This is a genomic window from Serratia sp. TSA_7, from assembly GCF_052692135.1.
In genome coordinates, this window is the sequence record NZ_JBQZFU010000001.1 from 1,429,120 (window position 1) to 1,443,119 (window position 14,000).

The 14,000-nt window shown below is 50.5% G+C and carries 11 protein-coding genes and 2 tRNA genes; 6 read left to right on the top strand and 7 right to left on the bottom strand.

Annotated features, from left to right (window positions below):
* Nucleotides 1-378 precede the first annotated feature (378 nt).
* Nucleotides 379-1,023, bottom strand: coding sequence for a YchE family NAAT transporter (locus ACUTQW_RS06800; protein WP_004945318.1), 645 nt, complete (start codon nt 1,021-1,023; stop codon nt 379-381).
* Between the two features lie 520 nt (nt 1,024-1,543).
* Between ACUTQW_RS06800 and adhE the strand changes: the two genes are divergently transcribed.
* Nucleotides 1,544-4,216, top strand: a complete 2,673-nt coding sequence (gene adhE, locus ACUTQW_RS06805) for a bifunctional acetaldehyde-CoA/alcohol dehydrogenase (protein WP_006325792.1) — start codon at nt 1,544-1,546, stop codon at nt 4,214-4,216.
* 125 nt (nt 4,217-4,341) lie between these two features.
* Here the strand turns inward: adhE and ACUTQW_RS06810 are convergent, their stop codons facing one another.
* The gene (locus ACUTQW_RS06810) at nt 4,342-4,926 is read right to left on the bottom strand and encodes a thymidine kinase (protein ID WP_004945324.1); all 585 of its coding nucleotides are present in this window, start codon (nt 4,924-4,926) and stop codon (nt 4,342-4,344) included.
* Nucleotides 4,927-5,626: 700 nt separating this feature from the next.
* Here ACUTQW_RS06810 and hns point away from each other — a divergent pair.
* Nucleotides 5,627-6,034 carry a histone-like nucleoid-structuring protein H-NS gene (hns, locus tag ACUTQW_RS06815; protein ID WP_004945327.1) on the top strand — a complete coding sequence of 136 codons (408 nt, stop codon included), beginning with the start codon at nt 5,627-5,629 and terminating at the stop codon, nt 6,032-6,034.
* Between the two features lie 208 nt (nt 6,035-6,242).
* Here hns and ACUTQW_RS06820 read toward each other — a convergent pair whose 3' ends face one another.
* The 5 genes from ACUTQW_RS06820 to rssA all read right to left on the bottom strand — a co-directional run bounded on the left by ACUTQW_RS06820 (nt 6,243) and on the right by rssA (nt 11,796).
* Nucleotides 6,243-7,253, bottom strand: a complete 1,011-nt coding sequence (locus ACUTQW_RS06820; protein WP_006325793.1) for an NAD-dependent epimerase — start codon at nt 7,251-7,253, stop codon at nt 6,243-6,245.
* A 9-nt stretch (nt 7,254-7,262) separates the two neighbouring features.
* Complete coding sequence (locus ACUTQW_RS06825) at nt 7,263-8,606, bottom strand: UDP-glucose dehydrogenase family protein (RefSeq protein ID WP_006325794.1); 1,344 nt, start codon at nt 8,604-8,606, stop codon at nt 7,263-7,265.
* A gap of 43 nt (nt 8,607-8,649) precedes the next feature.
* Complete coding sequence (gene galU, locus ACUTQW_RS06830) at nt 8,650-9,567, bottom strand: UTP--glucose-1-phosphate uridylyltransferase GalU (protein ID WP_004945340.1); 918 nt, start codon at nt 9,565-9,567, stop codon at nt 8,650-8,652.
* A gap of 208 nt (nt 9,568-9,775) precedes the next feature.
* Nucleotides 9,776-10,789 (bottom strand): two-component system response regulator RssB, encoded by a 1,014-nt coding sequence (gene rssB, locus ACUTQW_RS06835; protein ID WP_004945343.1) that lies wholly within the window; start codon nt 10,787-10,789, stop codon nt 9,776-9,778.
* Between the two features lie 104 nt (nt 10,790-10,893).
* On the bottom strand, nt 10,894-11,796 hold the full coding sequence (gene rssA, locus ACUTQW_RS06840; protein WP_006325796.1) for a patatin-like phospholipase RssA: 903 nt from the start codon (nt 11,794-11,796) through the stop codon (nt 10,894-10,896).
* A gap of 147 nt (nt 11,797-11,943) precedes the next feature.
* Between rssA and ACUTQW_RS06845 the strand changes: the two genes are divergently transcribed.
* The 4 genes from ACUTQW_RS06845 to ACUTQW_RS06860 all read left to right on the top strand — a co-directional run bounded on the left by ACUTQW_RS06845 (nt 11,944) and on the right by ACUTQW_RS06860 (nt 13,962).
* Complete coding sequence (locus ACUTQW_RS06845; protein ID WP_020439162.1) at nt 11,944-12,408, top strand: YchJ family protein; 465 nt, start codon at nt 11,944-11,946, stop codon at nt 12,406-12,408.
* Between the two features lie 126 nt (nt 12,409-12,534).
* Nucleotides 12,535-13,386, top strand: coding sequence for a formyltetrahydrofolate deformylase (gene purU / locus ACUTQW_RS06850; RefSeq protein WP_006325797.1), 852 nt, complete (start codon nt 12,535-12,537; stop codon nt 13,384-13,386).
* Nucleotides 13,387-13,666: 280 nt separating this feature from the next.
* A tRNA-Tyr gene (locus ACUTQW_RS06855) sits at nt 13,667-13,751 on the top strand.
* Nucleotides 13,752-13,877: 126 nt separating this feature from the next.
* Nucleotides 13,878-13,962: transfer RNA gene (locus ACUTQW_RS06860), tRNA-Tyr, on the top strand.
* The last annotated feature ends 38 nt before the right edge of the window (nt 13,963-14,000 follow it).

Sequence of the window (14,000 nt, forward strand, 5' to 3'; positions counted from 1 at the left end):
ACCGCAGGCCAGAACGCACTACTAAGAAACATTCAGTTAACAAAGAGCCCGTTCAAAGAACAAACGCCTGCTTATACGCGGTTAATCACTAATAACACCTGGATGAAAGCGAGACAAGCCCTACAGAATGATGTGACTAAATTAACAGCAGATTTGACATTAGGCAGGCTATAACGGGCAGAAAAGGCGCAAGATAAGGGTCAGAAATAGCGATTAGAGCTTTTATTGAGCAGCAAAGTGGGATTTATGCCACATCATGGTGCAAGTGAAGAAAATTTATTCACATTCCGCACTATATTAATGCGAGCCAATAATTAATTTTAAAAGTTAAAATTAATTTGAGTCGCGAATTATCCTATTCGCGACCCACTGACCTGATTACAACAGCCCCGGGAATATGGCTTTAATACCGGTAACAATAAACTCGATACCCAATGCCATCAGGAGCAGACCCATGATTCGGGTAATAACGTTGATGCCGGTTTGTCCCAATAAACGCACCAGCAAGGGAGCGGCACGGAACAGCAGCCAACAGCAGAAAGCAAACAACGCAATCGCCAGGCTAAAACCCAGCAGGTTTTGCCAATTGTGATAACGGGAACTCCAGACAATAGTGGAACTGATAGCGCCCGGCCCCGCCATCAGGGGCAACGCCAACGGCACCACGCCGATGCTTTCACGGATCGCGCTCTCTGATTTTTCCTGCTTGTTCTGTTTATCTTCACCCAGCTTGCCGCTGATCATCGACATGGCAATGCTTACCACCAGAATGCCGCCGGCAATGCGGAACGAATCAATAGAGATGCCGAACATGCGCAAAATCCCCTCCCCCAGAAACAGCGAGGTCCACAGGATAATGGCAACCGACAGGTTGGCGGTCATGTTCGTTTTATTGCGTCCGGCCGCCGCCTGGTAGCTGGTCATGCTGATGAACACCGGCAAAATGCCCACCGGGTTCACCAGCGCAAACAGGCCGACAAAAAATTTAATGTAGCCGGAAAAATCCAACAGAGATTGGCCCACAAATGACTCCGCTTAAATAGCTTTGAAAAGTGATACTGCCTACGCGCGCTAATGTAATTGAATTGCCACGGGTAATCTATTGGCCAAATGCAGCATTTTTATCCATTAAGAATAAAAGTTATGAAATAATTCACTATTGTTAAAGTAATGTGTGGTTTATGATTTTTTATGTTTAAAAAACACGTCTGCCACACAGTTATCAAGAATAATTATCAACAACTAGAGCTGAATGGTGTCAGCCTGCACTTTTCATGATTTAAATCACAAAATCGCTAATCAAGAGTAGTTAAGCTCTTAGTCGTAGTCAGGGAGTAGAACAGGTTAAGGAAAAAGAGGTATCTCTGTTCAGCCCACCGGTCTTCCCCAGAGGCAGTGGGAAAGCTCTTTAAGCAAATCAGCAGCATGCGTTGCACAGTATGGAAAGCCCTTGTTTTTAAGCAGCATTTTCCGCTTAGGTGTCTATACTAGTTGCTCGCACGGCTTATTTACTGAAAGAGTTTAACATTATCAGGAGAGCATTATGGCTGTAACGAATGTCGCTGAACTGAACGAGCTAGTCGCACGTGTCAAAAAAGCCCAGCGCGAATATGCCAACTTCACTCAAGAGCAAGTTGATAAAATCTTCCGCGCTGCTGCCCTCGCCGCTGCCGATGCCCGTATTCCCCTGGCCAAAATGGCCGTTGAAGAATCCGGTATGGGTATCGTTGAAGATAAAGTGATCAAAAACCACTTCGCTTCAGAGTATATCTACAACGCGTATAAAGATGAAAAAACCTGCGGTATCCTGTCTGAAGACGATACCTTTGGCACGATCACCATCGCCGAGCCTATTGGCTTGATTTGCGGTATCGTACCGACCACCAACCCAACCTCTACGGCTATTTTTAAAGCGCTGATCAGCCTGAAAACCCGTAACGGCATTATCTTCTCGCCACATCCGCGTGCGAAAAACGCCACCAACAAAGCGGCGGATATCGTGTTGCAGGCGGCCATCGCTGCCGGGGCACCAAAAGACATCGTCGGCTGGATTGACCAGCCTACCGTTGAACTGTCCAACCAGTTAATGCACCACCCGGACATCAACCTGATCCTCGCTACCGGCGGCCCAGGTATGGTGAAAGCCGCCTACAGCTCCGGCAAGCCTGCAATCGGTGTTGGTGCCGGTAATACTCCGGTGGTGGTTGACGAGACAGCGGACATCAAACGCGTTGTTGCCTCTATTTTGATGTCTAAAACCTTCGACAGCGGCGTGATTTGCGCCTCCGAGCAGTCTGTCATCGTCGTTGACTCCGTCTATGATGCAGTGCGTGAGCGTTTCTCTTCCCACGGCGGCTACCTGCTGCAGGGCAAAGAGCTGAAAGCGGTCCAGGACATCATTCTGAAAAACGGCGGCCTGAACGCGGCCATCGTCGGCCAATCTGCGCCGAAAATCGCTGAAATGGCCGGCATCAAAGTGCCTGCCAGCACCAAGGTACTGATCGGTGAAGTGAAATTGGTTGATGAATCCGAACCTTTCGCTCACGAAAAACTGTCTCCGACGCTGGCAATGTATCGCGCCAAAGATTTTGAAGACGCCGTCAGCAAAGCGGAAAAACTGGTCGCCATGGGCGGTATCGGCCATACGTCCTGCCTGTACACCGACCAGGATAACCAACCGGAACGCGTTGCCTTCTTCGGCGACAAGATGAAAACCGCACGTATCCTGATCAACACCCCGGCGTCTCAGGGTGGTATCGGTGACCTGTACAACTTTAAACTCGCTCCGTCACTGACGCTGGGCTGCGGTTCCTGGGGTGGTAACTCCATCTCTGAAAACGTCGGTCCAAAACACTTGATCAACAAGAAAACTGTAGCGAAGCGAGCAGAAAACATGTTGTGGCATAAACTTCCGAAATCAATCTACTTCCGCCGTGGCTCATTGCCTATCGCGCTGGAAGAAGTAGCGACCGACGGGGCAAAACGCGCCTTCATTGTGACCGACCGTTACCTGTTCAACAACGGCTACGCAGACCAGATCACCACGGTTCTGAAATCGCACGGCATTGAAACAGAAGTGTTCTTTGAGGTAGAAGCTGACCCAACGCTGTCCATCGTGCGTAAAGGCGCCGAGCAGATGAACTCCTTCAAACCAGACGTGATCATCGCGCTGGGTGGTGGTTCACCGATGGATGCTGCGAAGATCATGTGGGTGTTGTACGAGCATCCGGAAACCCATTTCGAAGACCTGGCGCTGCGCTTTATGGATATCCGTAAACGTATCTACAAGTTCCCGAAAATGGGCGTCAAAGCAAAAATGATTGCCGTCACCACTACCTCAGGTACCGGTTCTGAAGTCACGCCGTTTGCGGTAGTGACCGACGATGCGACCGGCCAGAAATACCCGCTGGCTGACTACGCATTGACGCCGGATATGGCGATCGTTGACGCCAACCTGGTGATGAACATGCCGAAATCCCTCTGTGCCTTCGGCGGCCTGGATGCGGTTACCCACGCACTGGAAGCTTATGTATCGGTACTGGCGAACGAATACTCTGACGGCCAGGCGCTGCAAGCCCTGAAATTGCTGAAAGAATATCTGCCAGCCAGCTACAAGGAAGGCGCCAAGAACCCGGTAGCCCGTGAGCGTGTGCACAACGCCGCGACCATTGCCGGTATCGCGTTTGCCAACGCCTTCCTGGGGGTTTGCCACTCCATGGCCCACAAACTGGGCTCTGAGTTCCATATCCCGCACGGCCTGGCCAACGCCATGTTGATCTCCAACGTCATTCGCTATAACGCGAACGACAATCCGACCAAGCAGACGGCCTTCAGCCAGTACGACCGCCCACAGGCACGTCGTCGCTACGCTGAAATCGCCGACCACCTCGGCCTGAGCGCACCGGGCGACCGTACCGCGCAAAAAATCGAGAAGCTGCTGGTATGGCTGGATGAGATCAAAACCGAGCTGGGCATCCCTGCTTCCATCCGTGAAGCCGGCGTGCAGGAAGCCGACTTCCTGGCGAAAGTCGACAAACTGTCCGAAGACGCCTTTGACGACCAATGTACCGGCGCCAACCCGCGTTATCCGCTGATTGCCGAACTGAAGCAAATCATGCTGGATACCTTCTACGGACGTAAGTTCAGCGAAGCGGACGAGGAAGAAGTTGTGGTTGCACCGGTTGCGGCCAAAGCGGAAAAAAAGTCCAAAAAATAACGGTTCATTGAGCCGACAAAAAAACCGCCGAAAGGCGGTTTTTTTATGTTGATAAATCATTCATTCGGCCTCACGGCACGGTAGCGCTAAAACGTCCCACAATGCGTGCTACGCTGCCCAGTGGCTTACTCCAGTGCGTGTATGGCTTCCTTGTAATGTTTGCGGCAAACGGACACGTAGCTCTCGTTACCGCCTATCACGACCTGTTCACCTGCATGCATTGCCTGGCCGCTTTCATCCAGCCTCAGAACCATATTCGCCTTGCGGCCGCAGTGGCAGATGGTTTTCAACTCCACCAGTTTATCCGCCCAAGCCAGCAAATATTGGCTGCCGATAAACAGCTCACCCAGAAAGTCGGTGCGCAACCCATAGCACAACACCGGAATATCCAGTTGGTCGACTACGTCGCACAATTGCTCAACCTGTGCTTTCGTCAAGAATTGGCTTTCATCCAATAACACGCAGTGTACCGGCTGCTGCTGATGTTCCTGAGCAATCATGGCATAGAGCATGGAGTCATTATTATAGAGCTGCGCCTGAGACGACAATCCGATGCGCGAACTCACCTTCCCTACGCCAAAACGATGATCGATTTCGGCAGTAAACACCAACGTGCGCATACCACGTTCTTGATAATTATATGAAGATTGTAACAGCGCGGTGGATTTTCCTGCATTCATAGCAGAATAATAAAAATAAAGTTGAGCCATGGGCCCGCAACTCCAATGGTATAAGAAATATTCAGACGTTGATTCAAGCGCTAAGTGTACCATAACCCGTAAGCCTGCTCATGCTCTGGGTTCTCAATATCCTGGGAAAGGTAATAGCAGGCTTTCAAATGAAACATTTCGTTCTGATCCAGCCCCTCTTTTACATCTATTTACAGGATAATCTTTGCCTGCCATCACTATTAATTACCGCTAATGATTTGCCCTCCGCATTAATGGTTAAGCTAGTGGAGAGACGCCGTCGCACGACTGCCCCCCGGTTACAAACTCAAATCTATTAACCCCAAAAGGGAGTGCCGAGAAATTTAATGACATAAAACAGACAAAGGCACAGTTCTTGACGTTATCTTTACCCGCATACCCCCATTGTTTACAATGTCTGCATACTGAAACACGTGATTAAGCCCACAGAATTCGTCGTAATATCGATATAAAACACAATTATAACTTAGCCATAAATGCCTTACAGCTCCATCAAACATAGTGCGGCTGTTGAAAATTTGACTTAAAAATGGGGGTTGTAATACTTAACACCCCTACCTATATTAGCCAAACGGATCTGATTAACCGTTTTTTTAAAGATAAATTTGAGCACTCCTTTCAATTTGGCTATTGCAGAAAAGAAAAGAGCACTCTATTATTATCCAGACGCCCCCCACCAATATAATTTGAGACTAGGATAATGAGCGAAGCATTAAAGATTTTGAACAACATCCGTACTCTACGCGCACAGGCAAGAGAATGCAGCCTGGAAACGCTGGAAGAGATGCTTGAAAAACTGGAAGTTGTTGTGAACGAACGTCGCGAAGAAGACAGCCAGGCTCAAGCAGAAGTGGAAGAACGTACCCGTAAACTGCAGCAATATCGTGAAATGTTGATTGCTGACGGTATTGACCCAAATGAACTGCTGCAAACTATGGCTGCGACTAAAGCCGCTGGTAAAGCCAAACGTCCAGTACGTCCAGCTAAATATCAATATAAAGACGAAAACGGCGAACTGAAAACCTGGACCGGCCAGGGCCGTACCCCGGCAGTGATTAAGAAAGCTATCGAAGAGCAAGGTAAATCTCTGGACGATTTCCTGCTGTAATAGCATTTCGCTGCACGTTAAAAAGGCTCCCTATGGGAGCCTTTTTGTTATGTGTATTTTCTGCCTGCCAAGCCCACAGCTTAGCTTTGACGCAAATATCCACCCACGCCAGGCTCCCCATTCTTCTTATCGCCTGAGCTATCCCTGGCGTTTTTCAAGACATAAAAAAGGGGCCGCAGCCCCTTTATAACATTGTTCAGTTGTTCAATTACTGAACTTTATAAAATGACTTATACCACTCGACAAAGCGTTTCACGCCTTCTTCAACACCGGTTTCCGGCTTGAAGCCGATAACGCGATAAAGCTCGGCGGTATCCGCGCTGGTATCCAAAACGTCGCCAGGTTGCATCGGCAGCATATTCTTGCGCGCCTCAATCCCTAACGCCTGCTCCAGTGCGCGAATATATTCCATCAACTTCACCGAACTGCTGTTGCCGATATTATAGACACGATAAGGCGCAGAACTGGTTGCCGGTGAACCCTGCTCGACCGTCCATGCCGCGTCAGCCTGAGGAATAACCGCCTGCAACCGCACAATAGCTTCAGCGATATCGTCAATGTAGGTAAAGTCGCGGTGCATCTCGCCGTGGTTATATACGTCGATGCTTTCGCCCGCCAATATGGCCTTGGTAAATTTAAACAACGCCATATCAGGGCGGCCCCACGGGCCATATACGGTAAAGAACCGCAGGCCGGTAGTCGGAATACCATATAAGTGGGAATAGCTGTGCGACATCAGCTCATTGGCTTTTTTGGTTGCCGCATACAATGACACCGGATGATCAACTGAGTCTTCCGTCGCAAAGGGCAGTTTACGGTTCAGACCGTATACCGAACTGGAGGAGGCATATAACAGATGCTCAACTTTATTGTGGCGACACCCTTCCAGCACGTTTAAATGCCCAATGAGATTGGCATCCGCATAGGCCAGAGGATTTTCCAGCGAATAACGTACACCCGCCTGCGCACCCAGATGAATCACCCGTTGAAACTTTTGCTCCGCAAACAGCCCCGCCATACCCTCGCGATCGGCCAGATCCAGCTTAATAAACTGAAATTCAGATTTATCCGAAAGCAACTCAAGGCGGGCCATTTTCAGGCCCACATCATAATAATCATTCAGGTTGTCGATACCGACAACCTGATGCCCGGCAGCCAACAAACGCTCAGCAATATGATAACCAATAAACCCTGCAGCGCCTGTAACCAGGAATTTCATGTTCACCCCTTAAATAACCGGCTGAATGGACGCGCCACGGCCGATTGCATAATACGTGAAACCGCGGCTTTCCAGACGTTCTGGATCAAACAGGTTGCGGCCATCAAAAATGACAGGCTCTTTAAGAGAACCTTTAACCACATCGAAATCTGGCGCACGGAAATTCTGCCATTCGGTACAGATAACCAGTGCGTCAGCCCCCTGCAGCGCCGCCTCTTTGGTGCCCACCAGCTTCAGGTCGTCACGCTGACCATAGATACGCTGTACCTCGTTCATGGCTTCCGGGTCGAAGGCTTGAACGATAGCACCCGCTTCCCACAGTTGCTCCATCAGTACGCGACTGGAGGCCTCGCGCATGTCGTCGGTATTGGGTTTGAATGCCAACCCCCACAACGCGAAGGTTTTACCTTTCAAATCTTCACCGAAGTGATGCTTGATAAATTTAGTCAGCTTATATTTTTGCTGATAGTTAACCTGCTCTACCGCCTGCAACAGTTTTGGCTGGTAACCAATATGCTCCGCAGTGCGGATCAGCGCTTGAACGTCTTTCGGGAAGCATGAGCCGCCGTAGCCACAGCCCGGATAGATGAAGTGGTAACCGATACGCGAGTCAGAACCGATCCCCTGGCGCACTTTCTCAATATCCGCACCCAACATTTCGGCCAGATTGGACATTTCGTTCATAAAGCTGATCTTGGTCGCCAGCATACAGTTGGCGGCATATTTGGTCAGCTCGGCGCTGCGGATATCCATCATGATCATGCGATCGTGATTGCGGTTGAACGGCTCGTAAAGCTCACGGATAGGTTCGATAACCTCTTTGTTATCGGTACCGATAACAATACGCTCCGGACGCATGCAGTCCGCTACCGCCGCGCCCTCTTTCAGGAACTCCGGATTGGAAACCACGTCGAATGGCACTGTGCTGCCGCGTTTTTTCAGGGTTTCTTCCATCACCTGGCGTACTTTATCCGCAGTACCGACCGGCACTGTAGATTTGTCGATCACCACCTTGCGATCGGTCATATGTTCCGCGATGGTGCGCGCTACGGCAGTCACGTATTTCAGATCGGCAGAGCCGTCTTCATCCGGTGGCGTCCCCACGGCGATGAACTGAATGGTACCGTGTGCAACACCGGCTTTAGCGTCGGTGGTGAAGTGCAGACGACCCGCTTCATAGTTTTGCTGCACCAGCGGCGTCAGACCGGGTTCAAAAATGGGGATATTCCCGTTCTTCAGGTTTTCGACTTTACGCTCGTCTACATCAATACACATAACGTCATGGCCGACTTCTGCCAATACCGCAGCCTGTACCAGGCCAACATAGCCAATACCAAAAACTGTTACTTTCATGGGAAAATCCTAGTTTTTCAAATTAAGACGAAAGATAAATAAATTATTTCTTATCAGCGGCCAACAGTTGTTGCAACCACTGAGAAAATTCTTTGCCAAGGCTGGCATGGCGCAGACCATACTCGACGAAAGCCTGCATGTAGCCCAGCTTGTTGCCGCAGTCATGGCTCACCCCTTTGAGGTGATAGGCTTCTACGGTTTCCTGCTGCATCAGCATTTCAATACTGTCGGTAAGCTGGATCTCGCCGCCGGCGCCTGGAGGCGTTTTCGCCAGCAACGGCCAGATATCGGCAGAAAGCACATAGCGGCCAACAATAGCCAGGTTTGACGGCGCTTCGTCTGGCGAAGGTTTTTCGACCACACTGACCATCGGAGCGCTTTCGCCTGCCTGCAGTTCATAACCTTTGCAATCAGCCACGCCATAATTGCCGACATCTTTCTGCGGCACAGGTTCAACCATAATCTGGCTGATGCCGGTTTGTTCGAACCGCTGCAACATTTCGTGCAAATTGTCTTTTTTCAGATCGGCGCTGTACTCATCGAGGATCACGTCCGGCAAAATTACGGCAACCGGCTCATCGCCCACCAATGGATAAGCGCACATGATGGCATGCCCAAGGCCTTTCGCCACCCCTTGACGCACTTGCATCACGGTGACGCCCTTCGGGCAAATAGACTGCACTTCATCCAGTAGTTGACGCTTAACGCGTTTTTCCAGCATCGCTTCCAGCTCAAAACTGGTATCGAAATGGTTTTCAATCGAATTCTTGGAGGAATGGGTGACCAGCACAATCTCGTTAATCCCTGCCGCAATGCATTCGTTGACCACGTACTGGATCAATGGCTTGTCAACCAGCGGCAACATTTCTTTTGGGATGGCTTTTGTCGCCGGCAACATTCGTGTTCCCAAGCCTGCAACCGGGATCACTGCCTTTCTGATTTTACGATTTACAGCAGGCATTATTTCCTCTCTCTAATAGAATTGGCGCTCATTTTGTGAGCTTCATCTGCCATACAAAAAACCTTCGGAGTATACCAGTTTATGACTGTCTGGCATTAGTCTGAGCACAAATAGAAAAAATTTAGGACAATTACCCAATCAGATTTTCTGAGATAAAAATAAGTATGTTGAATATCTTAATTTCAAATAATATTTTTACAACTGCTTGCTATTCGGCGCTAAGCATCAGCCGCAGCCTGCCCCCAGAGCCCCAAACCTGACACTGCCAGGCGGAACAGTGCTGGCTGATTTGGTTCATGTAGGTTGCGCCCAGCATACCCAGAGGCACGCCGTTGCTCAGTTGGATTTGATTGTCACCGGTATTCACATTGGCATGCAGGCCCGCAGAAACCAGAATCAAGTTTTTATATTCGGCGTGATAATAACCAACTAACAGAGGAAATTGCCCTTCCAGCTTTCCTTGGCGCAATAATTGATTAACTTGCTTTAACAGTGTTGTCATTTGCGGCAACCGATGACGCTGATTAACTAAATGATCCTGCAATAACCCGTTAAATAAAGCACGCAGCAACAGCGCAGCCAATACGCCATTATCACCGGCGCGGGTAACATCCAGGCAATAGAAAGCCAGGTCCTTATCCGACAGTGCGGCTATATCGAGCACCAACCCCGGATTCTCGCTGGTGGTTAATTGCCGATAATTAATCCGACAATGGGCTACGGTCTGTTGCACCGGCGGCTGAAGCTGTTTGAGTAATTTTACCGCTTCGGAAGGATTTTTACTCAGCGCATTCCAATCCTTGAACAGCTCTGCTTCTTCCAGAGCCGGAGAGGTAAACATATTGGGATATAAACACCCCAATACCGCTTCACGCAGTCGGTTCAGATCGGCCACCGGTTTCAGCAACACGTCCTGCACGCCCAAACGCAGTACCTTGGCGATATCCGCCATTTTATCCGTGGCCGAAATCACCAGAACCGGGATTTGCAGGCCTTGCAGCCGCAGATGTTCGACAAACTCGATCCCGCCCATTTCCGGCATGGCGAGATCGCACAAGATTAAATCGGGATGGACATCGTCGACGGCACTCAGCGCCTGCAAACCATTGGTCGCTTCACTGGTCTCCGCTCCCAACGATTTCAAATAGCCAACAAGCACGGAACGAAACACCAGTTCGTCCTCGACGATCAAAATCCGCTTGTGAGTGAGTGGTAATGCCATCAGCCGAGCCTCTTCCCTTTTCATAGTGTAATAGTGGCTCAAAAAGGGCATTTACGCTTGCCGGAAAATGTCCCAACCGCACGTTGCCCCCCTGAAGCCGGCAGCTATTTATTTTTTATCAATGGCAACAGCATATCGAGCTGTTTTTCCACCGCCAGTTCGCCGGCTTCAATCGCCTCATTGGCGCGGTGAAAGTCCAGCGTTGAAATTTGCGGGCAGTAGGGTTGAATCAACACATCGGGCGGATCGCCGGCCATGCGGTTGCGTTTCAGGCGATTTTCCAACACCTGTATCGACGTCCCCATGATTTCCATCGCCGTTGGCGTGAAGTTAGGCTTTCTCAACGTCATCTTGCTGATTCGTTCGCGCAAACGCCCCCGCCAGTTGCGGGCAGGGAGATCGTTCGGCTCTTCCATATCATTGCGAACCGAGAACAAATCCTGCTGCATCAAATGCGCGTCATGTTGCAGGTCAACGGCGATGACGATATCGGCGCCCATCGCGCGAGTTAATGAGATGGGAACCGGGTTAACCACCGCACCATCCACCAGCCAATAACCGTCGAACCACACCGGCGCCAACAAGCCGGGCATGCTGCATGAAGCTCGTACCGCCTGATGAATATCCCCTTTCGTCAACCACAACTCCCGCCCGGTACTCAGATTAGTCGCCACGGCACCGAATTTCAGAGAGCACTCGGCAATATCATCGATCTTCAACAACAGCCCCACCGCATTGAACACCCGCTCGCCCCGCAACAGGCCGCCCCGCTGCCAGGACAAATCCATCAGCCGAATCACATCCCAATAACTGAACGAACGCACCCACGTCTCCATGGCGGGCAGACGATGGCTGGCAAAAGCGGCCCCCACCAGCGCGCCAACCGAGCAACCGGCTACTATATCGACCTCAACGCCCAATTTCTTTAGCGCGTTGATGACACCGATATGCGCCCAGCCTTTGGCCGCCCCCGCCCCTAATGCCAGTCCTACTTTAATTTGTCGCATAACGCCTGCCCTTTGCCCGGTAAATTGTATCAAACCTGCTGTCAGCGTAGATTGTCACGACCGAATAATGTTAGGTAACATATGCGCTAAATTCATTTCATCATCGTTGGCCCGTTCTTTTTCGTGCCGGCCATTTTAGGAGTTACCTTGCCTGAATTATGCCCCTGTGGCGGCGGTCTGGAGTATAGCGCATGCTGCGAACCCTACATTAACGGGGTCAGATTCGCCCCCACTCCAGGCACGTTAATGCGCTCGCGCTTTAGCGCCTACGTAAAACACAATGTTGATTATCTGATCGCCACCTGGCATCCCGATTGCCATGCCAATGAATGGCGCAAGTCCATCGTCGACAGCTTCAAAGGCACCGAGTGGCTTGGTCTGACTGTAGTAGAAGAAAAAGAAGGTCATGATACCGGCGAAGGTTTTGTAGAATTCATTGCGCGCTTCGTTGACGCCGACAGCGGCGAACACAAGGCGATGCATGAGCGTTCGCGCTTCCTTCAGCTTGACCAACGCTGGTACTATATTGATGGAACCAAACCCCAGCCTGGCAGAAATGCAATTTGCCCCTGTGGTTCAGGTAAAAAATATAAAAAATGCTGCGGGCGTTAGCCGGTTGTCATTGTGTCCCATAGCGTTCAAGCCGCAGCCGACCAGGCTACCGTTTGAAGATGAAGACTATAAAAACTCTCGCCTGCACAGACAGGACGTTCAGTATCAGACAGGATCCTCATTCCCATGCCACACCAACAAAATGTACAAAGAAAAGTTTTGCGCACCATCTGTCCGGATGCCAAAGGCCTGATCGCCAAGATCACCAACATTTGCTACAAACATGAACTCAACATTGTTCAAAACAATGAGTTTGTTGATCACCGCACCGGGCGTTTCTTTATGCGTACCGAGCTGGAAGGTATCTTCAACGACACCACGCTGCTGGCAGATCTCGACAGCGCCCTGCCGACAGGCTCTGTTCGCGAACTGCACAACTCCGGCCGTCGCCGCATTGTGGTACTGGTGACCAAAGAAGCACATTGTCTGGGCGACTTGCTGATGAAAAGTGCTTACGGCGGTCTGGATGTAGAGATTGCTGCGGTTATCGGCAACCACGATACGCTGCAAACGCTGGTGGAACGCTTCGATATTCCGTTCCATCTGGTCAGCCATGAAGGGTTGACGCGCGACCAGCACGATCAAAAAATGGTGGCTCAGATCGATCAATATCAACCGGATTACGTGGTATTGGCCAAATATATGCGCGTGCTGACCCCGGCATTTGTTCAGCATTACCCGAACCAGGTGATCAATATCCACCATTCGTTCCTGCCGGCCTTCATTGGCGCACGGCCTTACCATCAGGCTTACGAACGCGGGGTAAAAATCATCGGCGCTACCGCGCACTACGTTAACGATAATCTGGACGAAGGCCCAATCATCATGCAGGAGGTAATTCATGTTGATCACACCTATTCTGCTGAAGATATGATGCGTGCCGGGCGTGACGTAGAGAAAAACGCGCTCAGCCGCGCGCTGTATCATGTGTTGGCCCAGCGGGTATTTGTTTACGGTAACCGCACGGTTATTCTGTAACGGCCAAATATATCCGATAAATTTCAAGTTGCCGCCAGGTGCCACTCGCTTATCCCCGGGGGCGAATATATCTGCCCCCTGGGGTGAGCCAGCGCAGCCAAAAACGCGACAGCTTGAAAGGTTAGGGGGATAAAACGGGGCCTTTCGTTCAGGAATGCACCGCCACGGGCAAAAAATCGGCAAACGATTCATTTTCTGCATTTCAATACTTTACACGCGCGCTTCATTTGATATGATGCGCCCCGCTTACCGAGACAGACGTTTCGCAAGCAAGGCCAGTGGTGGGGTTCCCGAGCGGCCAAAGGGAGCAGACTGTAAATCTGCCGTCACAGACTTCGAAGGTTCGAATCCTTCCCCCACCACCATCTTCTCTCTGTTGATGAGAGCACAGCGAAAGCTGAGGCTACATAAAACACCGAGGAGACAACGAAACCGGCCAGGTTTCTTCCGGGCAAAACCGGAGCTACAATTTGTAAATCCATGAATATCATGGTGGGGTTCCCGAGCGGCCAAAGGGAGCAGACTGTAAATCTGCCGTCACAGACTTCGAAGGTTCGAATCCTTCCCCCACCACCATCCTTGTACTTCCCCCTTAATTTAAATCAAACTCAGCC